Raw genomic sequence first — 24,987 nt, forward strand, 5'->3', positions numbered from 1 at the left:
CGTCTCGGGGGCTCGGAGATGTGTATAAGAGACAGCGTGAGTTTGGGTGGTTTACTCGTGAATTCTGCGCCTTTACTCGTGAGTTTGGTCGGTTTACTCGTGAGTTCCGCCGGTTTACTCGTGAATTTGGCGTTTACTCGTGAGTTTGGGTGGTTTACTCGTGAATTCTTCGCCTTTACTCGTGTGTTTGAGTGCTTTACTCGTGAGTTTGGGCGGTTTACTCGTGAATTTGGCGTTTACTCGTGAATTCTTCGCCTTTACTCGTGAGTTTGGGTGGTTTACTCATGAGTTTGGCGTTTACTCGTGGGTTCTGCTGGTTTACTCGTGAGTTTGGGCGGTTTACTCGTGAATTCTGCGCCTTTACTCGTGAGTTTGGGTGGTTTACTCGTGAGTTTGGCGTTTACTCGTGGGTTCTGCTGGTTTACTCGTGAATTTTGCGGTTTTACTCGTGAGTTTGGCGTTTACTCGTGAATTCTGCCGGCTTACTCGTGAGTTTGGGCGGTTTACTCGTGAATTCCGCGCCTTTACTCGTGAATTCTGCCGGTTTACTCGAGAGTTTGGGTGGTTTACTCGTGAATTCTGCGCCTTTACTCGTGAGTTTGGGCGGTTTACTCGTGAAATCTGCGCCTTTACTCGTAAATTTTGCGGTTTTACTCGTGAATTCTGCGCCTTTACTCGTGAGTTTGGGTGGTTTACTCGTGAATTCTGCGCCTTTACTCGTGAGTTTGGTCGGTTTACTCGTGAATTCCGCCGGTTTACTCGTGAATTTAGTGTTTTTGTTATGAATGCTTAATGCTGTAAAGCCTTGAATATAAAAAAATCTTCCGATATAACCGGAAGATTGGTGAATTGCTATTATCATTACAAATACAAGCCTTCGACGTAAACTGAGGTGATGGTTTGAGCAATTTCTTCGACAGAACTTTGATGTTCGTTTCGGACAATTTCCCATAGATACATTTCATTTGTGAAAAACCACCCTCTTGCCACTAGCTCATGGTTTAGTTCAGCTCTTGCCAGCCCATTTTGCTGTGCATAGTCGACGTCCTTTGAAATTCGCTGAATGAACTTCATGCGGATCGCTTTCCATTTATCTGAAATAATGGTTGAGATCCCAATGGCCTGTTCGAAAACTTGCATCATATTGCGTTCAGCTTCTGCCATTTTCAAAAAAGCATTAGCTTGTCTGTTTATGATATGTTTTGCTTCGTCTTTTGATTTTGGAAAGAAAGAGGTCTCGGCAATTTCATAAAATTGCTCCATTACATTTTCCATTAATACAATTAACAGATCCTCTTTTCCTTTAAAATGAACATAGGCCGTTCCGTATCCGATGTTTGCCCTTTTGATCATTTGGGAAATAAGCGCAGCTTGATAACCTTCTTCAAGAAATGTTTCCTTTGCAGCTTCTAATAACTTTTGCCGTGTCATGATCGAGCGTAAATGCCGTTTATCCCCTACTTTGCCATTCTCCATGCTTATTCCTCCCCTTATCTTCTAGCATAAAGGATTTCCATAAAATAAAAAACATTTGTTGGAAAGTTCGATTTAATGTTTATAATTTTCTGAATTAACTTATTGACATGATGTCATATTCTTTGGTACGATTCTCCTAGAATTATTTAGAATACTAATATAGGAGGATGATTATGGTTTCTGAATACACATTGGATCACGCTAAACAAATGGATGAGAAAGATACACTTAAAGGTTTTCGAGAAGAGTTTTATTTAAAGCCGGATTCCATCTATATGGATGGAAATTCATTGGGGCTTCTTTCGAAGAGGGCTGAACGCACTCTTTTGGAATCTTTGGAAGATTGGAAGGAACATGGGATTGATGGATGGACGCAAGGGAATCACCCATGGTTTTTCATGGCTGAGAAATTGGGTGCGAAGATGGCCCCATTGGTCGGAGCTTCTCCCGAGGAAGTTATCGTAACCGGCTCCACAACTGTAAATCTGCATCAGCTTGTTGCCACTTTTTATAAGCCTGAAGGTACGCGCACAAAAATTTTAGCAGATGAATTAACCTTTCCGACTGATATTTATGCTCTTCAAAGTCAACTGCGTACACATGGATACGATCCGGAAACCGATCTCATCCGCGTCAAAAGCTCGGATGGCAGATTTCTTGAAGAGGATGACATAATCGAAGCAATGACAGATGACATCGCATTGATCATCTTGCCAACAGTCCTGTATCGCAGCGGTCAAATATTGGATATGAAACGATTAACTGCTGAAGCTCATAAAAGAGGAATAGTAATCGGATTTGACGGATGTCATTCTATCGGTGCCATTCCGCATTCATTCAGCGAATGGGATGTGGATTTTGCTTATTGGTGCAATTATAAACATTTAAATGGCGGTCCTGGCGGTGTTGGCGGTTTATATGTAAATCGAAAACATTTTGGAACGATGCCTGGATTGGCTGGATGGTTCGGCTCCAAAAAAGATAAACAATTCGATATGGAACATACGTTAACACCAGCTGAATCAGCAGGCGCGTATCAAATCGGCACGCCGCATGTGTTAAGTTGCGCACCTTTGATTGGGTCTTTGGACATTTTTATTGAAGCGGGAATCGAGAATATTCGCGAAAAATCCCTGAAAATCAACCAATATTTAATGGATTTAGTCGAATCCGAATTGGCAGGCATGGGGTTTTTCATTGGAACTCCTAGAGAAGACATACGCCGCGGAGGCCATGTAAGCCTTGAGCATAAAGAAGCTGCACGGATATGCAAGGCATTGAAAGAGAACGGTGTCATTCCCGATTTCAGAGCACCTAACATCATTCGTCTCGCTCCGGTTGCACTATATACTTCCTACGCAGAAGTTTGGGAAGTTGTACAAATACTCAAGAAAATCATGTCAGAAAAACAATATGAAAAATTCAAGAATGAGCGTGAAGTGGTCGCATAACATGGGATTCCGCCAGATGGGGCTCATCCCTCAAATGGTTAGTTAATTTGGGCAGGATAAAATCTTTTTTGAAAAAAAGGGGATGAACTATGGAGAACAAAAATACTCAATTGAACTTTAAAGATGAGCCAGAAAAAGGATTAAAACGTGAGCTGGAAACAAATCAGCCTTCAATGATCGCAATGGGCTGTGCCATCGGGACAGGGCTATTCCTTGGCAGCGGGCTTGCCATTCAAGCGGCAGGGCCAAGTGTATTGCTCAGCTATGCACTCGGGGCGTTCATTGTTTTACTGTTGATGGGCTGTTTAGCCGAAATGACGGTTGCCCATCCCACTTCAGGATCTTTTGGGGCCATTGCTGAAAAGTACATGACTCCGATGGCTGGCTATCTTGTCCGCTATTCTTATTGGATTGCCAATGTTTTGGCTGTTGGGGTTGAGGTAAGTGCAGTCAGCGTGTATATGAAGTATTGGTTTCCGACCGTGCCGGGAATCGTATGGATTTTGGTGTTTGCAGGTGCCCTGATTTATGTAAATGCTACTAGCGTGAATACATTCGCTACATTTGAGTATTGGTTCTCCTTCATTAAAATAAGTGCCATTGTTGGTTTTATCCTTCTTGGATCCTATGTACTATTCGGTTCATCCGATCAGCCGCATATAGGACCTGAGAACTTTGTAAATGAAGGCGGTTTTTTCCCATTTGGCGGGTGGGGAATGTGGGTAGCCGTATTTATTTCTTTATTCAGCTTTCTTGGAACCGAAATGATAGCGGTTACATCAGGAGAAGCAAAAGATCCGGATGCAGCTGTTCCAAAAGCCTTAAAAGCGACCGTGTTCCGTTTATCCACCTTCTATGTGTTGACAATCGGCATCATGTTGATGATCGTTCCGTGGAAAACGGCTGGGATCGAGGAAAGTCCATTCGTCAAAGTAATGGAAATCTTAAACATTCCTGGTGCATCCGGGATCATGAACTTTATTATTTTAACGGCTGCAGTATCTGCCATGAATGCCCAGCTCTATGCTTCAACACGTATGATGTTTTCATTGGCTCGCGGAAAACATGCACCTAGCTTTTTAGGAAAGCTAAACAAAAGGGGCGTTCCGGGAAAAGCACTTGCTGTCTCTACAACTGGGATTTTCATTGCGGCAGGCGTTCATGCGTTACTTCCTGGTTCATCCTATGCATTCATGATGGGGATCTCCATGTTCGGTGCCATGTTCACATGGCTCATGATCTTCATTTCCCATTTGTTTTTCAGGGTTAAATGGGAGAAAACCGGCGGACGCAAATTACCGGTAAGGATGATCGGTTTTCCATATTTAACGATACTGGGAGCCGTTCTTCTATTCAGCTTAATGATTACAACATGGTTTACAGATTTCAAGATCATGCTTCAATTTGGGATACCTTGGTTACTATTTTTAACTGTTGCTTATTTTGTTTCAAAAAGAAGAAATATTAACCATAATGTAATGGAAGAATCCCTGGAAAAGAAGATAGAATAGAATGACGGAATAAATAATTTTTCATATGGAAAAGTGAGGAGATTGCGGAATGAAGAATATGGATAACAATGAACAAACAATAACTGGTCTAGAGAAAGAAATTCAAACCGATTTTCAAAAATCGATGTCTTACGGAGATTATCTCCACCTTGATAAGATTTTAACTAGTCAACATAGGTGTTCCGATCATCATGATGAAATGCTATTCATCATTATCCATCAAGCGAGTGAGCTATGGATGAAGCTCATTTTACATGAGTTGACAGCAGCAACTGAGTCCATCCGCCAAAACAAGTTGGAACCTTCGTTTAAAATGCTGTCGCGCGTTTCGAGGATCCAGCAGCAATTGATCCAGTCATGGAATGTCCTTTCAACTTTGACGCCGGCAGAATACATGGAGTTCAGGGATAAACTGGGACAATCTTCCGGATTCCAATCTTATCAGAATCGTTTGATTGAATTTGCATTAGGAAACAAAAATGTCCATACGCTATCAGTCTATCAGCACCAAACGGATTTATACGAGCAAATGCAGCAGGCCCTTCATGAGCCAAGTATTTATGACGCGGCGATCAATGCACTTGTGGCACGCGGATTACCTATTGATCAAGAAGCCATCAGCAGGGATTGGTCGCAAAGATATGAACCAAATGCCAGTGTAGAAGAGGCGTGGCTGACAGTTTACCGCGATGTTGAGCAATATTGGGACTTATATGAGCTGGGCGAGAAGTTAGTGGACATCGGCCATCAACAGCAATTATGGCGTTTTAATCATATGACCACGGTGGAAAGAATTATTGGTAATAAACAAGGTACTGGCGGATCATCAGGTGTAACGTATTTAAAAAGAGCACTGGATCAACACTTTTTCCCAGAACTATGGAGCCTAAGAACGAAGCTATAAGATATTCAAAAAACAGCCAGAAGAGATGGAGGTAAGGTGCATGGGGACATGGATTGATATTTCACAACGTCTGGATGAAAACGTTGCAGTTTGGCCTGGAGATACACCTTTCTCATACAAAGTCAATTGGAGTAAAGAAGAAAGTGGATCTGTCAATGTAGGTCAAATCAATATGAGCATCCACACCGGTACCCATATTGATGCTCCATTTCATTTTGATGACGATGGAAAAAGAGTGATTGATTTGGATCTCGACTTATATATGGGAAGTGCCCGAGTTATCCATTTACCTAACAAGACAAGCATCGGTGTCAATGAATTATCCAGTATAGACCTGCAAGGCGTTACCCGTCTGTTAATTCGGACGGATGCATGGAAGAATCGGAGTGTGTTTCCACAAACGATTCCTCATATCCAACCAGAATTAGCGGCATATCTTTCAGAACACGGCGTTCGTCTTATTGGTCTTGATTTACCATCAGTAGATCCATTGGATAGTAAAGAACTGTCTGCACATCATGAACTTGCCGGTCATGGAATTCACATTTTGGAAGGTCTTGTACTAGACGGTATAGGACCGGGTAATTATGAGTTGGCAGCCCTCCCTCTTCCATTAGTTGAAGCAGATGGAAGTCCGGTACGTGCTGTGTTGAAAAAGTTACCCTAACATATAACAGTAAAAAACGAGCCAGATCAAAAAATGATTTGGCTTGTTTTTTTATTGCCTCATTTCTATTGAGGTAATCATTAACTATCAAATTTTTTCCCTAAACCAAGTACATCTATGTTATAATTTTCAGAATTCATCACCAAGAGTGGAGGTCTGAATATGGAAAACTTTTATTTCTTCATCATCATGTGTATCCTTCTCATCATCTTACCTGGTCCAGATACAGCAATAGCCACAAAGAACACCGTTACCGTGGGAACGTCGGGAGGTTTTAAAACGATGTTCGGCACATGTTGTGCCCTGCTTATTCATACATCAGCTGCCGTGTTCGGACTTTCAGCAATCATTGTGAAATCCGCTTTACTATTTTCCATCTTCAAATATGTCGGTGCCGTTTACTTGGTATATATAGGCTTCAAGACCCTATGGGGATTAAGGAATAAGCAAGTGGCCGCAGCGGCTGAAACGTCCGTCAAAAGTAAGTACGAAAACCAGTCTTGCTTTAAACAAGGGTTCCTTACCAACCTGCTGAATCCTAAAGTGGCCGTTTTCTTTTTAACGTTCCTGCCTCAGTTCGTGAATCCGGGAAATGATACGTTTTTACCGTTCCTGATCATGGGCATAACGTATACCGTGTTAACTGCGTTGTGGTTTGTATTTTATATCTATCTGTTGAACCAGATCAGTGCTTTTATGAAAAAGCCTAGAACCCAAGCGATTTTCGAGGGTATAACCGGTACGGTCTTGATTGGTTTCGGGATTAAGCTAGCTCTGGAAAAAGCTCATAATTAATTTGAACTGCACCCTAATCGTTAGACAACTTCTAACAATTGGAGGTGCAGTTTTTTTATATTTTGGTTCTGATACAGGTGTAGCGATTTAAGTACTAGCTGAGTTATGATACAATAAAAAAACCATAATTTGGTTTTTTATACAAGGAGAAAATGACATGCCAACTATTGAAGTTAGGAAAACAAAGAATATCGGTTTAGGTTCACTTTCTTTTGCGCTATGTTTAATCGGAATATTGTTTACCATTCAATTCGGCGGTAACCCTTGCATTGGAGATAATATTTTAAATACTATCGGACTTAGCGCCTGGTCAAATGGAGATTCAGGTATTCATTATACAATGTTCTATTCGGCTATATTTTTCATCCCCTCCTTTATCATTGGTCATATTCATCCCGATGATAGAGGAGCAAAAGCAGGGAAAATTATCTCAGGTTTCCTATCCATTCTTATTGTTTCAGTACTGTTAACGATTATTATCGATTTATTGTAGGACTGTTGCGGAAAAAGGGCAAATTAAAGGGTATGAGCTCCATAATATCGAACTCATACCCACCCAAACCTTTATAATAAAGTGTTTAACTTTTTGTGTTCTTCAGTGCTTAAATCACTCAACATACCCATTCACGAAAAAGCCAATCGTCTCGAGCTCGTCCTCCGTTAAATCCCGCTTTAATTCTTCAGCCAGTTCCTGCTCCATTAAATCTCGGTTTCCGTGATGTTCGACCACGGTTCTGGCACATTCTTTCATTAGCTTAAGCTCCGCCTCCATCTCCTGTCTCGTGCAAGGCCGAGCATGATGGGAGAGGATATATGTTTCGGCATCATAGGCTTCAATTTTCTTAATGAGCAGCGACGCCTGTTCAGCCGTATAATTCCATTTTTCAGCATAAAGATTGGCATAAAGGCAGTCTCCCATAAATAGTGTTTTTTCCTCTTGTACATAAATGATGCAGGAATCTTTGGCATGGTCGCCGCCAACATGTTCAATGATACAGGTTATATTGCCGAGATCGATCGTCATCGTTTTTTCAAAGATGATATCAGGCAGGGGGAAGGTAATCTCTCTATTAGTCCCATGTTCCAATTTGATTGCATCGGCGCAAAAGGGAATCTCCGTCCCTTCTTCGACCCGTTGATCAAGGGCTTGATCTTCCCATGAAAGCTGCTGCATATCTTTAATGTTTGTGTATGTTTTTTCCTGACAAATCACCGGAATCTTGATATTCTCCAGCCCGAATACATGGTCCCAGTGTGAATGGGTAAGAACGAGGAAATTCCCGCTTATATCATTCCGAAGCAATTCGTCCTTAAAGAGCTGTGCATGCCGGACAGAGTTACCGGCATCGATGATGAGCGTTTTCTTGTTTCCCGTAACGGCGGCAAGTACCGGGCGATCCGTTTCCTGAACTGGCGGCAGGTAGGCAATATGTTTCGATAGGTGCTGTAGTGTTTGCATGTTTCTGTTCTCCTTACGATAGTTGTGATTAGCTTGCTCAAGTATAGCAAATTACACATGCATTCATAAGATAAACTCCGCGAAAGGCTAAAAAGACAACAATTACTCAGATTGCTGTCTTTTCGTCATCATTTAAATGAACCTATTCAAATATACCGTAATTTTCGAGAGGGCATTTATAAAGGTGGCTTTAACAAAAGACTCTTCCTTTTTCTGATCTTCAGGTGGTTCTATATATTTTTTATTGTCAGCAACGAGTGTACTATTCGAGATTTTCGACTCGATGGCTCCTGTCAACTGCGCTGCAAATGCTTCACTATCGATGACCACCATCGATTCTGTATTTAAAAAGGCAGATCGAGAATCCAAATTGTAGGAACCCACTGCACTTAATCGTTGATCATAGACAACCGATTTACCATGCAAAGAATAAGGCTTTGAATATTCATAAAGCCTTGCCCCCGTCTCAACGATACTATCCCTAAGCTCTAAGTATCCGGAAAAAGCGATCACATTCGGGGTTGATGCCGTCGAGTTGGTAAGTATCGTCCAATCAGCCTTTGAATCCATCTTCTTCGGTACATATTCCTTTAAGGCATCCGCAGGAACAATATAGGGACTTTGGATAAATACCGATTGATTGGCATTCGCCGCAATATCCAATAGAGATCTCCACACAAAAGGGTATTTATTGAAGCGTTCGATTGGATTATGAATGAAGGACACTTTTTTAGTAGGTGTTGTAGCCTTGCTCCAATCGACGGCTGGATTAACGAAATCGGCTTCAGTTTGTAAAGCTAAGCTGTATTGATTCACCAATGCATCTCTTTCACGTTTCCCTTTTTCCGTTTGCCTTTTCGAAAGGTCTGAAAAGACATCGCTCGTATACGGATGGTTCCATAATTCATTCAAATAGTCCTTCATTTCAACGATTACACTATCTTTTTCCTCTTTAGCATTGAAAATGAGTACATCCCTGTCATAGACAAAATCCCTCGGCGGCTTGCTGGCTAAATACTTATCGGCAATATTTCTCCCTCCGATGATGCCCAACTTTCCGTCTACAGTGATGATTTTGTCATGAAGGCGATTATGCCAGGTCCACGGCTTAAATGGCTTAACGGTTTCGTAATATCTTAATTCAATATTTTCATTCGAAGCCAATGCATAACGGGCACTGCTTAATTGACCTCTGAGTCCATGAGATATTCCATCCAAAAGAATTCGGACTTTGACACCTCTGTCGGCCGCTTCGATCAAGGCTCCAATAATAAGTTCGGTTGATTTGCCTTTTCCAAAAGCATAGTAGGCAATATTGATTGAATGCTGGGCTTCCTGGATCATTCGCATTCGAGCGAGTCCCGACTCATAACCGTCTTCGAGAAGCAGGACACGATCCACGGTGGATTCCTTCTCACCCATATATGCACTCACATGTTTAATCGGCCTATTTTCTTCTTTTTCTGCTTTTGGGAAAAGAAACACTGCCGTCACCACTACATAAAGCAAATATAATAGAAGAACGAGCAGAAATCCTATTATTACCGTTTTTACAGTCATTGAGCACTCCCCCCTTCAAGCGATATTTTATTACTATTCGTAATATGCAAAGACTCTATTCAACATCTGCATGCTTGATAATTCTGACTAGTTAGCGAGCGATGCCACAAACCCACTTTGCTTGATTCTTGGTGCACTTTTTTTCTTTTTAAATGTGACAAAGTGGTGAACGCGAAAGCAGTTGCATAATATGATATAGAAGGAGGGATTTCATGCTTAAACAACCTGATAGAATAAGTATCTTCAATTATTGTTTTGCATTAGGGGTGTCAGAAGTTTTCTTTTTATCCAGCTTTTATCTTTCCATTCTTGACGTTTCATTATTTGCGATCGCTTTACCATGTTCCGCTTTATTTCTCATGTTCTCCTTGTACCTATTCCTTCGAACGCACAAAGAAGTAAAGACCTTACCCAACCAAGAGGAACGAAGAAGGGAAATTCATGCATTCTATCATCAATCTTTCGGGATTTTCGCGATCATTTTTTTCACTTTACTTTTAGTTGCTTTAGCCTTTATTCCCTCGCTGGAAAACGGAGGGCACTTCTATCTTCTTTATTGTTTACCGATGGCCTTGCTTTGTTTGATTCCTTCGATTGTATCTTATAAAGGAATGAAATTATTCAAACTGGAAGCCGGCGGGAAATTAACGAAAATCTAATTATTTACCAAAAGCTTCGTTAATCCAAGAGCTCCCCAGGCAACTCTTGAATGTACGTAAAGAAACCAATCGATGCTCTATGCATGTTTTTTAGTTGAATGTATAGGTAAAATGAGGATATAATAATGATAACTAACATATATAAAAAAAGACACTGGTTAAACCAGCGTCTTAATGAACAGCAAACTGCATAAAGAGCAGCGGCTTTCTGTGGTAAGTCAGTAGCTACTCAATCATGAAAGTAACCCTTTTTCTACATACATCTGGCCGGATGGTATGGAGGGGGTTACTTTTTTAATGTAACCGCGATTATTGCGACGATTAAAGAGGCGAATGAAATCATTAGCATCAGTCCGTCCATAATAGAAATCACCAGCGACACCCCCTTTCTAAAAAGGAGTGACCGCTGCCCACTATACCAAATTGCTGTCCATTTACTATTATATCTATATTTTCATGTTATTTATAGCCAAAAATAGATGTATTTAGTCTTCTTATTATATCCATGCTTTACATAAAAAAAAATCCCACATAAAGTGAGAACATTCTTTGCATGTATATCCCTTTATTGTTCCACTACACGGCCATCTTTATAAATGTGGAACCACCCAATCGTTCCTGTGCCGCCTTGATCGATCCAATCTTTATTAGCAGCTTTAAAATTGTAATATGATTTTCCTTTGCCATCTTTCAGCAATCTGCCATCACCGCTGAATATGATCTTGTTACCCAGCTTCTTCTTCCCTAACGCAATCGCATCTTTCTCCGTAAACTGTTTTCTTTCCACCTTATTTTCATCTAAAGCAGCCCATGTCAGCGGACCGACGATACCATCTGAACTCAAGTTATGATCCACTTGAAACTCCCTTACCACATTTTGTGTTTGGGTACCGAAAATCCCATCAACGCCTACATTATATTTAACATCTTTAAGGCTTTGCTGTAAGTCTCTTACATAACTCGAACGTGAGCCTTTCTTGAGGGTCGGTCGCGTTTCCGCCTTCGTTTCGATTTTCTCCTTTGATGCTGCGTGGGTAATTGAAGTTCCCGCTCCTAGTGGGGCCAACATCAGGGCAACTGTTGGAATAATGACCAATATTTTTTTCTTCAACACATATAACCTCCATTCATTTGATCACTCCGGCAGGTTTCTGACACTATCCTTGGAGCCCATTCATTATAACGTATGGAGTTGTTTTATTGGTGTTTTATTACTTAAATTATAAAAAATGGTAAATAGTATCCACGGTGTTCATTAAGCTTATATGATGGAGGTCCCTTTTCTTGTCTAAAACAAAATAATCCCCAAAAGGGGATTATTTTGTTTTAGTGATTTTATAGCTGTTGTTGATTCTGCCCTTGCATCCCAGTTCCCATGCCCATCAAGTTAGTGGCAAGCGGCACCATATTTTTCATTTTCCCGCCATTCCCACTCAACATCTGATAAGTAGCAATACCTACTCCGACCGAAGCGACAACTGGCAAAATTTTATCCATGTTTGCCTTCATTTACATCACCTTATTTTATATATTTTTGTTCATTTCCTGAACTCTTATATCTTGTTCAAAAGAACCCAAAAAATTCAAGATGCTTGTTACCGACACAATTAGTAATAAAAATATGTTTTAAAGGGAAAATTCTTTTAGGAGGGATATTAGAACTCTTCGACTGGGAATTTTATTTTCAGCGCTAGTGGAAAATGATTTAAGATTATTGAGGTGAATATTCATGCCAATGTTAGATGTGGAAGGTATTAGCTTGTATTATTCTGTTAAGGGAAACGGTGTTCCTATTGTTTTTATTCATCCTCCAGTACTGACAAGTGTGAATTTCCAATACCAAATGGAGGAATTATCCGAAGAGTTCAAAGTTATCACTTTTGATATTAGGGGTCACGGAAGAAGTCAGTATTCAAGACTGCCAGTAACTTATCCCCTGATTATAGAAGATATTAAACATCTATTGGATCATTTAAAAATAAAAAAAGCTATCATATGCGGATACTCGACCGGCGGCTCCATCGTATTGGAATATTTGCTGAGTTGTGCCGATAGGTCTCTAGGAGGCATTGTAATAGGTGGAATGTCAGAAGTGAGGGATAAATATTTAAAGCAAAAGATTTCTTTAGGAATATCACTTGCAAATAAAGACGCGGTTGCAATTCTTGCGCTTTCCATTTCATGGAGCAATTCAAATACCGAAAAGTTGTTCAACGAAATGTTTAATGAAGCCTTAAAGGGAGATGCCAGAAATATCGAGCAGTATTACCATTATAGTTTGCATTATAACTGTACCCATCAGCTAGAGAAAATCAACCTGCCAATTTTACTTGTCTATGGTAAAAAAGATAAACCATTGCATCATTACGCTAATTTATTGCATGAAAAATTGCCATGTACGGAATTAAAATTCATTGATCATGCAAAGCATCAGATCCCTACAAAAGCGGCTAATGATTTAAATGAAAGGATAAAGCGTTTTATCCATACACAAACTGTTTGATTCTTTCTATTTAAAAACGAAACCAATCAATCAAGTACTATGTAGAAAATTCCAATCTTATACTATTGTACAGATCATAAATTTATGGAGTGAAAAAATTGGGAAGAAATAAAAGTATACTGATTCATTTATTATTACTTTTGCTAGTCACTGCAGTTTTTATTTGGTCAGTCATTAAGCCTGAAGGATACTTGATATGGACAATGGAAGCACTTCCTGCCGTTGTATTTCTGATTTTTGTACTTGCTACATATAACAAATTCCGCCTCACTACATTATCCTATTTCGTTATTGCCGTTCTTTCAATTACCATGTTCATCGGTGCCCATTATACGTACTCAAAAGTTCCTCTATTTAATTGGATAAAAGATCATTACGATCTAAACCGGAACCACTATGATCGGTTTGGACATTTCCTAAAAGGTTTATTTGCGATTGTGATTAGAGAAATAGTAATACGTAAAACCCCTCTAACAAAAGGACCATGGTTATTTGCTGTTTCCTTAAGTTTTGCGCTTGCCATTGGAGCCTTATATGAAATCATCGAATGGATAACTGCCATCATTTCAAAAGGCGGAAAAGCTTCAAAAGAATTTTTAGGAACACAAGGTGATATCTGGGACGCACAATGGGATATGTCGTTAACATTAATCGGCTCTATCCTTGTATTGTTTACCTTGTCCAAACTTCATGACAAGCTGTTACGAAAAGTGAAAAATTGAGAAGAAAAACGATAAAAAATAGTGATTTATATAGATCACTATTTTTTAATTAGAATTTGATTGTTAATATGATGTTCCATATGTTCTAGATAATCTTTTATTAGCCACTCCAATGATTTTTGTTGATTATTTCCTATATCACAAAGATTAGATAATCTATCATTTGGTGTGTTCGTTATTATATGGATGATTTGCTTATTTAAAGCACAAAAAAGGTTAACTATCTCATCCATTGGTCGCTCTTGATAATTCTGGACTAATACCCATTGGTCTTGATTATATGATTGTATAACATATGGCTGTTCTTCGTACTGAATCTTGATAAACCTATTCATATTGTTCAATGCAGAATCGCATAGATGTCCTAAAATCTCTTTTTGGGACCATTTGTGTGGCATTGGTCGATGATTTAATTCTTTTTCTGTCATCCGGTTGAACTCTTCAGGTATAAAACCTATCCAATGATTGATTCCATCTATTACATTTTCCATTGTGGAACTCCCCCTAAGTTTTTTGCGTAAGGATTTTTATTCGGCAACCAACTGGAAAATCCCTTCTTTCAAATAATCTGCACGGTTTGTTGAATATGGAATCAACATCTTTCAATGACAGACCCAAAAGAAAAAACCGAAATCAACAAAAGGATTTCGGTTCAGACTGTAGACAAACTCGAAGATAAGCTAGTTTTACATGCAGTTTTTTTCTAAAAGACGTGCCAGTTGATTTCAGAAATCCAATAAGGGTTACGGTAAAAAAACATAACGATAATCTATTCTTGTTTTAAAATTCCGGCTCGGGATTAGACCATCCCGAACCTCCGATTGTAGGCAAATTCTAAGAAAAGCCAGTTTTACTGCAGTTTTTTTAAAAGACGTGCCAGTTGATTTCAGAAATCCGCTCCCTTTCCGCCGACTGTCTGCCAAGCCTCATCACCGCAAGCGTCTCCGGGGTCTCGGCTAGACAGTTATTCGGCAAGAGTGTCGCAAATTTCTTCATCCAATAAGGATTATAAAATAATAAAAAAACATATAGAACTAGTTTGCCTGCAGTTTTTTATTTAAAAGACGTTCCAGCTTGATTTCAGAAATCCGCTCCCTTTCCGCCGACTGTCTGCCAAGCCTCATCACCGCAAGCGCCTGTGGGGTCTCGGCTAGCCAGTTATTCGGCAGGAGTGTCGCAAATTTCTTCAATCCAATAAGGATTACAGTAAAAAACCATCAATGATAGACTAGCCTTATCAAGGTTTGGGATGAGATCAGCCTACAGTTTTTTCTTTAAAAACAGTCCAGTTGATTGGAGTGGGTGTTCGAGACTCCTGCGGGAAAAGCGTGTCCAAGGGAGACCCCACAGGCGCAAAGAGCGCCGAGGGCGGACCGCCCGCGGAAAGCGAGTGCCTGGAGTGGAAATCATTTTACAAACCCTCAATAAAACATCAGAAGCTCATTTTATCGACTGAACCAAAATCAACAAAAGGATTTCGGTTTTCATTTTTAACCAGTTATGATTGTACTTGCTTACTTCCCTTTTTTTCATTGATGGCTTTTTGGTCGATTTTTGTATAGATGCGTTCCACTTCCATTTTGTCATGCAGCAGAAGTTCGCGGTTTTCTTTTAGCAGTTCAGTATAAGATTTCCTTCTTCTAGACATTTTTTAATTCACCTCTCAAGTGATTGAATTCCTTTTGTAAAACAACTATCGGAAGCTCGTATAGCTGCTTATTATATTTTTTAAAAATCCCTAATTTCAGAAGTTCTTGTATAAGTTCCTCTTTTTTTGCTTCTGCCTTTGAACTTAATTGGGTAATCATCAAGGACCCTCCTTAACAAAAATGCTGACTTTTGGTATTTTGGGCTGCCTAGCATCCGATCCCACATGAAGAATCTCCACTTCTTCCTATTGCTTCCCCATATAAGGGCATGCTCTGCAAAGTCTTCACTTTTCCTTAATTGTTCGTATGTACTGCTTTCATGGTGTATTTTCAATACTCGATCATATACATCAAATCCAAATTGCTTCATTTTATCAGAAAGGATATCTATCCCGGCGAAAGGTTTCGAATGGGTCAAGTCGCCGGCACCAAAGAATGCGACTTTCACTCCAGCAAAGTCCACTTGGTCAATTTCTTCATAAAACTCGTGTGCTTCATACGGTAAATCTTCAAGATTCCATGTATATAAACCAATAAAGGCCAAATCAAAATCCTTTAAGGCATCAACTTCAACAGTATCCAATCTTTCCATATATACTTCACAGCCGACAGCCTTCATTCTATTCTTTATGTTTATAGCCATTTTCTCGGTATTACCGGATAAACTTACATAACCAATGAATACCTTCATCTATATCACCATCCTAATTGAGAATTACTTTCATTACACATCTCACTATAAATGAAAATGATTCTCATTGTCAATTATTTACCTCCGCTAATTATATTAAACAGTCCGTTTCAGTCATATTTATAGTAAAAATGACCTGTAAATTAAATGAAATTATCAAAATACTTAGGTTAAAAAGACTATATTTTATAAAAATTTACGTTACAATATAACTATATAGGTAGATATAACAAAACAAAAAAGCACCTTGCAATTTCATTTCTACCTTTCTTGTTTTTGTAATAAATCCATAAATATATGAATTTATTATGGAAAATAATTATTTAGGGGGTTATTATGATGAAAAATGTGCTTTATTTATTTTTATTTTCAGTATTCTTGATTACTAGTTTTCCTAATCAAACAAAAGCAGAAGATACGGATCCATCTAAAGAATTAACAGAAGTAATAACACAAGAGGCAGAGCCAACAATAGACTTGGATTTACTACCAAATCTTGCAAACACTGATTATTCACCAGATAGCCTTTCTAATGAAAATGAATCAGTTATCACTCCATACGGACTTTCTTTTGCACGCGGAACGGTTGGCTGTTATGTCATAAGTAAAACTGCATATTGCCCTTGGACAATACAAGTTGGTGGAGATGTAATCGCTTATAGCAATGTAAAAGTTACAATACAAAAACATCACGGATTTCTTAATGGCGGTTGGAAAAATTATAAAACTCACAACTTCAGCTATCCTATAAACCGACCAACTTCCACAATTAGAAATGAATCATCTGACCGATTGTCTGCTGGAAAATACCGTGCAAAACTAGGTGGAACGTTCAGGACAGTAAAAAATGGCACTTATTCAGCCATTGCAAATGGTTATAGTTATTTTGAGGTTAAATAAAAAACTTACTAGGTGGGCTACTAATGGAATGGTTGAAACCTAATGAAGCTACTAATCAGTTCGAGGACAATACAGACAGTTTTTCAGATTTCAAGATCAGGGAATTTATCCCCAATTCAAATGTCCCAAAAAAATATTCAATATTAACTCAATTCTTTTTACTGTTGGGTTGCCAAGATGAAAATAGTGTTACTTCATTATTTGTCGATAATAGAATTGATAATCAAGTAATCGAAGAAATTATTATGCATTTTGACAACACGAAGATTGTATTAGAAAACGAATTACCATCAGAGATAATGTTAAGTAAGCCGAATCAAGAATCTCTCTCCTTGATCAGGTCAAATCATTTAAATCCAATAATAAAAGATCTATATGGGACAATTAGCAAGACACAATATGAATGGAAACCTCAAAAATCATACAAGATAATATCTGAATGTATAGAGAAATACGAAAATATGGAGTTCGATAAGGTGCTAGATTGTTTAAAACACACATCAAAGGGGCCTATAATCTCTCTGTCTTTATACAATTGGATTTTAGAAGATTATTTAAAAGATTCTTTTGCCATTAGATATTTCACGCATAAATGTAAGAATGTTTATTTATGGATTGATGATTCTAATATTGTTACTACAATTCAACTAGAATTACATTAAAATACCCCCTTTATATTAAACAGTAAATGATGGAAAGAATTTATTGTTTTATAAAGGGGGATTTTCTGTAATATATAAGTACTCTAAAATAAATCCCTATTTTAAGGAGTATCCTAAAATGACCTTACCGTTGTAAATCAGCATTTCCCTGACAGTTCAAATGGCTTTTAGCAATTCCCCTTACCATCACATTGCAAGCCATCAAATTCATTCCGTTTATTTTTTGCTTCTTCCTTCTCAATGACTTGCGCTAACCTTTCTTTGCTGGCTAGTCCTTGAATAACTTCATCACCAATAATAAACGTCGGGACAGCCCTGATATCTGCTTCTTCATAAGCATGTTTTAGTGCCTCTTGGTGCACTTCCCGATACTTTCGTGACACTAATGCTTCTCTAAAAGCATCTACAGGAAGTTCAACTTCACCCGCTAATTTTGTCAATACTTCAATATCTTCAATATTTTGTTCCTCTTGAAAAAACGCTGTAAATACTCTGTTGTGGAACTCGTTCCCTTTTCCGTGCTCCTTTGCAAAATGGCACCCTTCGAACGCCAAATGTGTATATGGATGCGGGGAGACACGGGGTAAACGCATATCCACTCCTAGTTTTTTCGCAACTGGGAGAATGTAAGAATCCCATGAATTCAACTTATCGGGTTCATTCCATGGATCAATTTTGGAATATGGACTCGGACGCAATTCAAATGGCATCCATTCCACTTCTACATCCTTTTCCTCCACGATTTCGTCCAAAGGACCTTTACCTAAAAAACAAAATGGACATATAAAATCAGAATACGCTTTAATTTTCACTGTCATCATATATTCCCTCACTTTTCATCATTGGTTAAACTTGTAATCAAACCAGTTACAACACAGACCAAAAAATATTAATATAAGAACATTGCAATTAGTAACTGCACAGCCGATTATATCATCTCCTGCTGTAACCATTTTAGTTACAGGTCAAAGGAAAGTCAACCATTATTTTAAAAAACTATTAATAGCATGTACTATTTTACAGAAAAAAAAGTTTGTAAAGAAAGCGTTGCTTTCTCTACAAACCTTTTATTAAGCACCATTACATCTCGATTTGTTCGTTAACGGGTTCTCTCTTTTTCTTTCTCTGTTTTTTCGATTTTTTATAGTACAGTAATTCATATATACATGGAATGACGATAAGTGTGAGCAGTGTAGAAACAGCTAGCCCGCCAATGACAACGATCGCTAAACTTTGTGAAACCAAGCTTCCTGTTTCCGCTTTTTTATATAAAAGTGGCAGCATGGCACAAATCGTTGCTACAGCCGTCATTATGATCGGACGGAATCTTGTAGCTGTCGCTTCGACGATCGCATCACGGATGATCATTTTTTCTTCGTTTTGTTTGACTCGATCCAGAAGCACAATCGCGTTTGTCACAACAATTCCAATTAACATGAGAGCACCCAGCAGTGCTGTAATATCGACTGGAATTCGACTGATAACCAATCCTAATACCGCTCCAATAGCAGCGAATGGCAAGGAAAATAGAATGGCGATCGGTGCTTTGATCGATTTAAATGTTATAACCATGATTAAAAAGACAATGCCGATCGATATTAACATCGTAAGGAACAAATCGGAAAAATCATCTGTCTGCTGAGCACTGGCTCCCCCGACTAAAATTTCTACATCATTCGGAATATCAAGACCTTTGTTCTCCTTATCTCCAAATATCTCAAGATTTATTTTACTTGCAATATCGGAAAGCTTAGTCGGATCGACTGTTGCCGTTAGTTGAAGATACGTTTCTCCATCTTTATGGAACTGTGTTGTTGCACTCTCTTCGCTCTTTAAAGAAGCAACCTTTGACACTGGTGCTAGACCGCCATCTGTCATAATCGGAATACTTTTTAAATCCTCTGGTTTTTTAGGATCTAAGATTGGTTCAAGGACGACAGGTGTCTGCTTATCCTGTAAAGTTATATTGCCGATAGGCGTTTTATTAAGCATGATACCTAATTGTTGACCTATTTGTTCTGTATTGCCTTTAGCTGGATCTACCTTGAATGAATAAATCGTTTTCTTTTCGTCTTGGTTCGTTGTAACATCTTCAATTCCTTTAATATCCTGAATTCCTTCTTTGACCTTATTGGCCGTCAGTTCCAAATCTTCAACATTACTGCCAATCACATCTATCGTAATGTTCGTCTTTGATGCCCCCATCATAAATGAGGAAGCGGTGGCCGTAAGCTTCGCATCAGGATAGTTTTCTTGTTCCTTTTCCATCTTTTTCAGGATTGAATCTACATTTGCTTTATCCTTCACCAGAATGCCGAAAGTAGCTTCAGTGGGTGATGTGACTGCGCCATATTGTGCTGTCTCGGCAGAGTTCCCTAATTGCATGAAAATATTATCCACTTCACTCATATCCTGCATCGTTTCTTCGAGTTCAATCGCTTTTCCCCTTACTTTCTCATAGGGCTGATCATTTGGATAAGTTAATGTCACAGAGACATAGTCTGCTGAAGAATTATCAATCGCCCCTTTTGGCATGGCAAAATATGTACCAATGGAACCGACAAACAACAGCATAGCAACAATCAAGACAACCCATTTATGGTTTAGTGACCAAGTAACGAGCTTGGTAAAACGCTTGGCCGGACGATGTTTTGGCAGCTCCGTCCTTTTCAGCAATCCTGCACTCATTAACGGAACGACCGTTAATGCCACGATTAAAGAAGCCAGCAAAGAATACGTGACAGTCAAAGCGAAAGGAAGAAGAAACTCTTGAAGCCCTCCATTCAATAAAGCAACCGGCAAGAAAACGGCTACAGTCGTAAGGGTTGAAGCTGTTATCGCCACTCCCACTTCTTTAGTTGCATCCATGACCAATTCAATTGAAATCTTCTCCTGCTGCATTTTCCGGAAAATATTTTCAATAACAACAATACTATCGTCCACCAAGCGCCCGATCGCAACAGCGACACCGCCCAGCGTCAAAATATTCAGCGTCACTCCCGACAATGACAGCAAAAATAACGTAAAGCCAAGAGATAACGGTATGGATACGATTGTAATGAATGTAGATCGTACATTCCGTAAAAAGACCATGATTACAATAGTAGCGAATAGCGCACCGAGCAGAACTTCTTTTACCATCGTCTGAACGGAAGTCTCCACCATATCAGCTGTAGATAAATAAATGGTCGATTTCTGGTCACTATACTTTTCATTAATTTCTTTTGCTACTTTTTCAACCTCTTTACTGATTGTGACAGCATTTGATTGACTGTCCTTGATAATGCTTAAATCAATACTTTCCTTTCCGTTAAAACGACTGATGAGGTTACCATCCTTCGCTTCTTCAACTTTTGCTATTTCTCCAAGTGTGACATTTGGAGTGACCTTTAACGCTTTTAATTTTTCAATACTTGTTAAATCCCCGATAACCTTGATGTTACTTGCCTTCCCATCAATCACTTTTTCGCCTACGGCCAGAGCTGCATTCTGACCGTTAAGGACGCTCATGACATCTTGAATGGATACTTTCTTTTTAGCCAATTCTTCATTATCCACTTTGACTGAAAGAACGGATTGCGAAACTCCAAATGTCTGTACATCCGAAACCCCTTTAATATCCTTATACAGAGTCTCTAATTCTTTCTTGGTAAAGTCTATATTTTCAGCTGTTAATCCATCCTTAAAAGTAACAGCTACAAATGAAATGGGAATCATTGATGTATTTAACTGTGTAACAGTAGGCTTTGCCATGCTTTGTGGCAATGCTACATTGCCTAAAGCCTCTTGAACATCAAGTTTCGCTTGCTTCATATCCGATCCGGCTTCAAAGAATAGATCTACTTTTGAAAATCCATCTCCAGTGGTGGAGTATATTGAACTCTTTCCTTTAACTCCCGTAACTGCTCTTTCAATCGGATCTGTAACTTGTGTTTCCATCGTTTTCGAATCAGTGCCCTGCCCCATTGTGATAATCGTAACTTGTGGATTATCAGCAGATGGTAAAAATTCCATCGGCAGTTTAAAATAACTGACAACTCCTATCAACAAAATAAATATGGTTACCAATGAAACGGCAGCCTTGTTCTTAAACGCCCACTTAGTAAAAAACTCCACGTACATATCACCCCTGATTATAAATTATAAGAAAATAATCCCATTTCAAATCTTACCATATATTACTAATAATGGATTGTTAATTTTTTATTGATTTTTATATTTTTTTATGTACTGGCTTCAAAGAACTTTTTCCACATAAAAAAAGGCTGCGCAGCAGCCTCAAAGAAACAAACTCGATTATTTATATCCTTTGAAAAAAAGCATAACGATAGCCAAGACCATTACCCCGATAAGTAATAACGGGCCGATGCCCGAGCTATACACGAAATATACCGTGATGTGGCGAAAAATGAGCACGACAAGAAACAGGAATAACAGGAAACACAAAATCATGATCAGAGTGGTATTTTTATTCCGGTACAAGTAACCAGCCCCATTTTAATAGCTTTATTTACACTAAGAAAAAATTCATGCGAATGCATGCCCTAACAACAACATTCCGTTAAGAAACAATATGCAACCCATGTTTTGTACTATTCTGTATCTCAATTGAACTACCCACTACTTATCGACCTTACGGTCTGATTGAAGCGGGGGATTCCTAAGAACATTAGCCTATCGGCCAAATTTTTAATTAGGCTATCCCCGTAGTTCCTACGGTTAGAAGCCTTATGGCTTCGTTCATTAGATTGTGTCCTGCGTTAATATCTCGATCGTGGTGAGTAGAACAAGAAGGACAATCCCATTCACGAAGATTCAGATGTTTAACGTCTTTATTTTGGTACCCGCAGCTAGAACACAATTGGCTAGAAGCAAACGTTTTAGATACGGTCACGATTTGTTTACCATACCATTTTGCTTTGTATTCCAACATTTTTTTGAATTGGAACCAAGATACTTCACTAATCGCTTTAGCTAGTTTATGATCTTTCATCATATTGGACACTTGCAAGTCTTCCATTCCAATAACATCGTGGTTTTTGATGATTTCGGTAGAGACTTTATGTAAGTAATCCATTCGGGCATTTGAAATTTTTTCGTGTAGGATGGCCACTTTTCGTTTTTGTTTTTGATAGTTTTTGGCTTCAGCCAATGGGTTATTTCGATTCAAGGCTATTTCTTGTCGCCTTGAAAGAATCCGTTGTGCTTTGGCCAATTTCTTTTCGACCGTCCGGAAGAATTTTGGGTTTTGATAGACCGTACCATCTGAAAGAATCGCAAAGTTCTTCAAACCAACATCTACACCGCACGAACGATTCGTTTTAGGATGTACTTGTACATCGGTTTCGGCTAAAACGGAAATGAAATATTTACCCGAAGGGTTCCGCCTGATTGTGGCATTGATGATTCGCCCTTCAACTTCGCGGCTTTTAGCAAAACGTACTAGACCGAGTTTGGGCAATTTGATTTGGTTTCCTATTATTCCGATATTTCCATTCGTATGTTTAGTCGTGTAGGACTGGACCGGATTCTTTTTTGATTTGAAGCGTGGAGATTTGTTTTGCTTTTTATAATATCGACTATAGGAATCTGCCAAATTTTCGACCGATTTCTGTAAGGCAATACTGTCTACTTCTTTCAGGAAAGAATATTCTTTCTTTAAAGCTGGAAGTTCTTTGATTGTTGCGTATTTATTCAGAAACGAACCTTTCCATTCATTAGAGGGTAATTGGCCATTTTGCTTCATTTCTTCACAGATATTCCAGTAGGCATCTTTCTCCTTTTGTTTGCCTAAAAAGAAGTTATAGACAAAACGAGAGCAGCCAATCGTTTTATTGATGAGAACGAGTTGTTCTTTCGTTGGATAGATTCGAAATTTATAAGCTTTGTTTACGACCATTGGTTTCACCCCCCCCCTCTATAGTTATTATTACCTAGGGAACATACGTTTGTCAACAAGGTTACTTTGGCTTATGCCAACCGCCATTCATCTCCCCCTTACCGTTGGGCTCTCGCCCTTCACCCGCTTGAAGAGGGAGTCTTCTGGGGGGAAATGATAAAAAAGGGCTGCCGCAGCAACCCGATTTTTTTCGAAAATGGTTCGGATGGTAAGAATGAAACTACATTTCTTGAAGTTCATTGACCGTTACAAATGTATACCCTTCGTTCGTTAACTCTTGTAAGATCCCTTCAATCGCTTGAAGTTCTTTACCCGTATCATCATACATCGGATGCATCAGGATGATCGAACCTGGTTTTATATTTTCCTTCACATACTTCACTTTGTCTGAAGCGGAAGTGTAATAGCTGTCTGGTTCCAGATTCCAGGTAATGGTCTCTCTATCATTTTCATTTAAATAATAAGGCAAACCTATGATTTTTTTCCCGTTTGGTGGCCGGACGTCAATTTCACCCTTATATCCGGAGTTCTGAATTAATTTATCCGTTTTCTCGATTTCCGCCTTGATAAAAGAAGGCGATTTAAAAACCATTCGCTTGTGGGAATACGTATGATTCCCAATCTGATGTCCTGCTTCCGCTATTTTCTCCGCTTCCTCTGGGTACTTTTCGATTTCGTTACCAATCAGGAAGAATGTAGCTTTCACATCGTATTTAGCCAATAACGGTAGGATCTGATTCACATTTTTCGATGGGCCATCATCAAAAGTCAAAGCGACCACTTTTTCATTCGTCTCGACATTATCCGTTAATCCTCCGAATACCTGATATGTTCTCGAATTCATTAATTTATACGTACCAAACAATAGCAGGAAAACAACCAGGATTCCCAATCCAATGAATATCAGTTTCTTTTTCATGGCAAATACCTATCTTTCTATAAGTTTTTTAATCCAATGACCCATTATAGCAAATCACTGAACGAAAACACTTATTGCTCACTTCCGTAAAAACCATCTGCATTCACTTTACATGTATCAATTCAATACGCTCACAAACCAGCAGCATATCTTCTTTAAAGGTGTGGCCGATTTTGTGCAATTCTTCTTTCAGCCATTTTTCATGAGCATCCCACCAGTATGTATAGGTTCGATCTCCTTCCCCTTCTGCAATCGCAAACTCTTCACTCACTTCATTCATGGGCAATACTTCGACTTTCACTGTTTGTATGATGGCTAAGGGCTCATCCTCACTGCTCAAAATAATGCTGTAATCACCCACGGATGGTAATGGTTCATTTTCTTCTTCATAAAAAACATACCCAGAGCACGTAGCCGTTTTTTTCCCGTCCATCACTAATTGAGCCAAATGATCGGGATCAGCCCCGAATTGCCATGCACTCACTGCCTGGGGTTTTTCTTCATCTTTCCCCTGCCAAAATTCATTCCAATATAATTCCGCTTTGACATTCATTCTATGA

At 39.0% G+C, this 24,987-nt stretch carries 27 protein-coding genes; 12 read left to right on the forward strand and 15 right to left on the reverse strand.

All coding sequences use genetic code 11. The features are described from left to right. Positions 1 to 160 precede the first annotated feature (160 nt). Positions 161 to 328 carry a hypothetical protein gene (locus FNK51_RS26975; RefSeq protein ID WP_220126997.1) on the forward strand — a complete coding sequence of 56 codons (168 nt, stop codon included), beginning with the start codon at positions 161 to 163 and terminating at the stop codon, positions 326 to 328. A 114-nt stretch (positions 329 to 442) separates the two neighbouring features. On the opposite strand, the gene FNK51_RS20630 is transcribed toward FNK51_RS26975, so the two are convergent. Together FNK51_RS20630 and FNK51_RS20635 are read right to left on the reverse strand one after the other, a co-directional pair. Beyond that, entirely contained in the window at positions 443 to 862 is a 420-nt protein-coding gene (locus FNK51_RS20630; RefSeq protein WP_141994510.1) for a hypothetical protein, read from the reverse strand. Continuing rightward, positions 862 to 1,476 carry a TetR/AcrR family transcriptional regulator gene (locus FNK51_RS20635; protein ID WP_141994511.1) on the reverse strand — a complete coding sequence of 205 codons (615 nt, stop codon included), beginning with the start codon at positions 1,474 to 1,476 and terminating at the stop codon, positions 862 to 864. The genes FNK51_RS20630 and FNK51_RS20635 overlap by 1 nt, the downstream gene beginning before the upstream one ends. 209 nt (positions 1,477 to 1,685) lie before the next feature. Between FNK51_RS20635 and kynU the strand changes: the two genes are divergently transcribed. The 6 genes from kynU (at position 1,686) to FNK51_RS20665 (ending at position 7,297) form a co-directional block, all read left to right on the forward strand. Further along, entirely contained in the window at positions 1,686 to 2,927 is a 1,242-nt protein-coding gene (kynU, locus tag FNK51_RS20640) for a kynureninase (RefSeq protein WP_377408668.1), read from the forward strand. An 89-nt stretch (positions 2,928 to 3,016) separates the two neighbouring features. Then, positions 3,017 to 4,438, forward strand: coding sequence for an amino acid permease (locus tag FNK51_RS20645; protein ID WP_141994512.1), 1,422 nt, complete (start codon positions 3,017 to 3,019; stop codon positions 4,436 to 4,438). A 58-nt stretch (positions 4,439 to 4,496) separates the two neighbouring features. Then, on the forward strand, positions 4,497 to 5,342 hold the full coding sequence (gene kynA, locus FNK51_RS20650) for a tryptophan 2,3-dioxygenase (protein ID WP_141994559.1): 846 nt from the start codon (positions 4,497 to 4,499) through the stop codon (positions 5,340 to 5,342). A 40-nt stretch (positions 5,343 to 5,382) separates the two neighbouring features. After that, the gene (kynB, locus tag FNK51_RS20655) at positions 5,383 to 6,009 is read left to right on the forward strand and encodes an arylformamidase (protein WP_141994513.1); all 627 of its coding nucleotides are present in this window, start codon (positions 5,383 to 5,385) and stop codon (positions 6,007 to 6,009) included. Between the two features lie 162 nt (positions 6,010 to 6,171). Next, on the forward strand, positions 6,172 to 6,804 hold the full coding sequence (locus tag FNK51_RS20660; RefSeq protein WP_141994514.1) for a LysE family translocator: 633 nt from the start codon (positions 6,172 to 6,174) through the stop codon (positions 6,802 to 6,804). 157 nt (positions 6,805 to 6,961) lie between these two features. Then, on the forward strand, positions 6,962 to 7,297 hold the full coding sequence (locus FNK51_RS20665) for a hypothetical protein (RefSeq protein WP_098373736.1): 336 nt from the start codon (positions 6,962 to 6,964) through the stop codon (positions 7,295 to 7,297). A 114-nt stretch (positions 7,298 to 7,411) separates the two neighbouring features. On the opposite strand, the gene FNK51_RS20670 is transcribed toward FNK51_RS20665, so the two are convergent. Continuing rightward, on the reverse strand, positions 7,412 to 8,263 hold the full coding sequence (locus FNK51_RS20670) for an MBL fold metallo-hydrolase (RefSeq protein WP_141994515.1): 852 nt from the start codon (positions 8,261 to 8,263) through the stop codon (positions 7,412 to 7,414). 132 nt (positions 8,264 to 8,395) lie between these two features. Then, positions 8,396 to 9,823, reverse strand: coding sequence for a phospholipase D-like domain-containing protein (locus tag FNK51_RS20675; RefSeq protein WP_141994516.1), 1,428 nt, complete (start codon positions 9,821 to 9,823; stop codon positions 8,396 to 8,398). 212 nt (positions 9,824 to 10,035) lie between these two features. Between FNK51_RS20675 and FNK51_RS20680 the strand changes: the two genes are divergently transcribed. Further along, complete coding sequence (locus FNK51_RS20680; RefSeq protein WP_141994517.1) at positions 10,036 to 10,482, forward strand: hypothetical protein; 447 nt, start codon at positions 10,036 to 10,038, stop codon at positions 10,480 to 10,482. Positions 10,483 to 11,047: 565 nt separating this feature from the next. Here the strand turns inward: FNK51_RS20680 and FNK51_RS20685 are convergent. After that, positions 11,048 to 11,596, reverse strand: a complete 549-nt coding sequence (locus FNK51_RS20685) for a peptidoglycan-binding domain-containing protein (protein WP_141994518.1) — start codon at positions 11,594 to 11,596, stop codon at positions 11,048 to 11,050. Positions 11,597 to 11,817: 221 nt separating this feature from the next. Beyond that, positions 11,818 to 11,991, reverse strand: a complete 174-nt coding sequence (locus tag FNK51_RS26705; protein ID WP_181762306.1) for a hypothetical protein — start codon at positions 11,989 to 11,991, stop codon at positions 11,818 to 11,820. Positions 11,992 to 12,211: 220 nt separating this feature from the next. On the opposite strand from FNK51_RS26705, the gene FNK51_RS20690 reads away from it, so the two are divergent. Both FNK51_RS20690 and FNK51_RS20695 read left to right on the forward strand, forming a co-directional pair. Further along, on the forward strand, positions 12,212 to 12,985 hold the full coding sequence (locus FNK51_RS20690) for an alpha/beta fold hydrolase (protein ID WP_141994519.1): 774 nt from the start codon (positions 12,212 to 12,214) through the stop codon (positions 12,983 to 12,985). A gap of 89 nt (positions 12,986 to 13,074) precedes the next feature. Further along, positions 13,075 to 13,707 carry a DUF2238 domain-containing protein gene (locus tag FNK51_RS20695; RefSeq protein ID WP_483296133.1) on the forward strand — a complete coding sequence of 211 codons (633 nt, stop codon included), beginning with the start codon at positions 13,075 to 13,077 and terminating at the stop codon, positions 13,705 to 13,707. Between the two features lie 38 nt (positions 13,708 to 13,745). Here the strand turns inward: FNK51_RS20695 and FNK51_RS20700 are convergent, their stop codons facing one another. The 4 genes from FNK51_RS20700 to FNK51_RS20720 form a co-directional block, all read right to left on the reverse strand. Then, a complete protein-coding gene (locus FNK51_RS20700; protein ID WP_141994521.1) occupies positions 13,746 to 14,198 on the reverse strand; it encodes a DinB family protein in 453 nt (150 codons plus the stop codon). A 1,007-nt stretch (positions 14,199 to 15,205) separates the two neighbouring features. Beyond that, entirely contained in the window at positions 15,206 to 15,355 is a 150-nt protein-coding gene (locus tag FNK51_RS20710; RefSeq protein ID WP_098372439.1) for an FbpB family small basic protein, read from the reverse strand. After that, positions 15,348 to 15,515, reverse strand: a complete 168-nt coding sequence (locus FNK51_RS27585) for a Fur-regulated basic protein FbpA (RefSeq protein WP_098372440.1) — start codon at positions 15,513 to 15,515, stop codon at positions 15,348 to 15,350. The genes FNK51_RS20710 and FNK51_RS27585 overlap by 8 nt, the downstream gene beginning before the upstream one ends. Continuing rightward, complete coding sequence (locus FNK51_RS20720) at positions 15,436 to 16,047, reverse strand: flavodoxin domain-containing protein (protein WP_141994523.1); 612 nt, start codon at positions 16,045 to 16,047, stop codon at positions 15,436 to 15,438. The genes FNK51_RS27585 and FNK51_RS20720 overlap by 80 nt, the downstream gene beginning before the upstream one ends. A gap of 336 nt (positions 16,048 to 16,383) precedes the next feature. Here FNK51_RS20720 and FNK51_RS20725 point away from each other — a divergent pair, with 336 nt between their 5' ends. Both FNK51_RS20725 and FNK51_RS20730 read left to right on the forward strand, forming a co-directional pair. Next, positions 16,384 to 16,947, forward strand: coding sequence for a hypothetical protein (locus tag FNK51_RS20725; RefSeq protein WP_181762307.1), 564 nt, complete (start codon positions 16,384 to 16,386; stop codon positions 16,945 to 16,947). Positions 16,948 to 16,970: 23 nt separating this feature from the next. Further along, positions 16,971 to 17,609 (forward strand): hypothetical protein, encoded by a 639-nt coding sequence (locus FNK51_RS20730; RefSeq protein WP_141994525.1) that lies wholly within the window; start codon positions 16,971 to 16,973, stop codon positions 17,607 to 17,609. 167 nt (positions 17,610 to 17,776) lie between these two features. On the opposite strand, the gene FNK51_RS20735 is transcribed toward FNK51_RS20730, so the two are convergent. The 5 genes from FNK51_RS20735 to FNK51_RS20755 form a co-directional block, all read right to left on the reverse strand. Then, a complete protein-coding gene (locus FNK51_RS20735; RefSeq protein WP_141994526.1) occupies positions 17,777 to 18,427 on the reverse strand; it encodes a DsbA family oxidoreductase in 651 nt (216 codons plus the stop codon). Between the two features lie 262 nt (positions 18,428 to 18,689). Then, the gene (locus tag FNK51_RS20740) at positions 18,690 to 21,725 is read right to left on the reverse strand and encodes an efflux RND transporter permease subunit (protein ID WP_141994527.1); all 3,036 of its coding nucleotides are present in this window, start codon (positions 21,723 to 21,725) and stop codon (positions 18,690 to 18,692) included. Between the two features lie 577 nt (positions 21,726 to 22,302). After that, entirely contained in the window at positions 22,303 to 23,508 is a 1,206-nt protein-coding gene (gene tnpB / locus FNK51_RS20745) for an IS200/IS605 family element RNA-guided endonuclease TnpB (RefSeq protein WP_141994528.1), read from the reverse strand. Between the two features lie 220 nt (positions 23,509 to 23,728). Continuing rightward, on the reverse strand, positions 23,729 to 24,427 hold the full coding sequence (locus FNK51_RS20750) for a polysaccharide deacetylase family protein (protein ID WP_141994529.1): 699 nt from the start codon (positions 24,425 to 24,427) through the stop codon (positions 23,729 to 23,731). A gap of 103 nt (positions 24,428 to 24,530) precedes the next feature. Beyond that, the gene (locus tag FNK51_RS20755; protein ID WP_141994530.1) at positions 24,531 to 24,980 is read right to left on the reverse strand and encodes an ASCH domain-containing protein; all 450 of its coding nucleotides are present in this window, start codon (positions 24,978 to 24,980) and stop codon (positions 24,531 to 24,533) included. Positions 24,981 to 24,987: the final 7 nt, after the last annotated feature.

The organism is Bacillus sp. B4EP4a (genome assembly GCF_006680105.1).
In the GTDB taxonomy this organism is placed as follows: Bacteria; Bacillota; Bacilli; order Bacillales; family DSM-1321; genus Peribacillus; species Peribacillus simplex_E.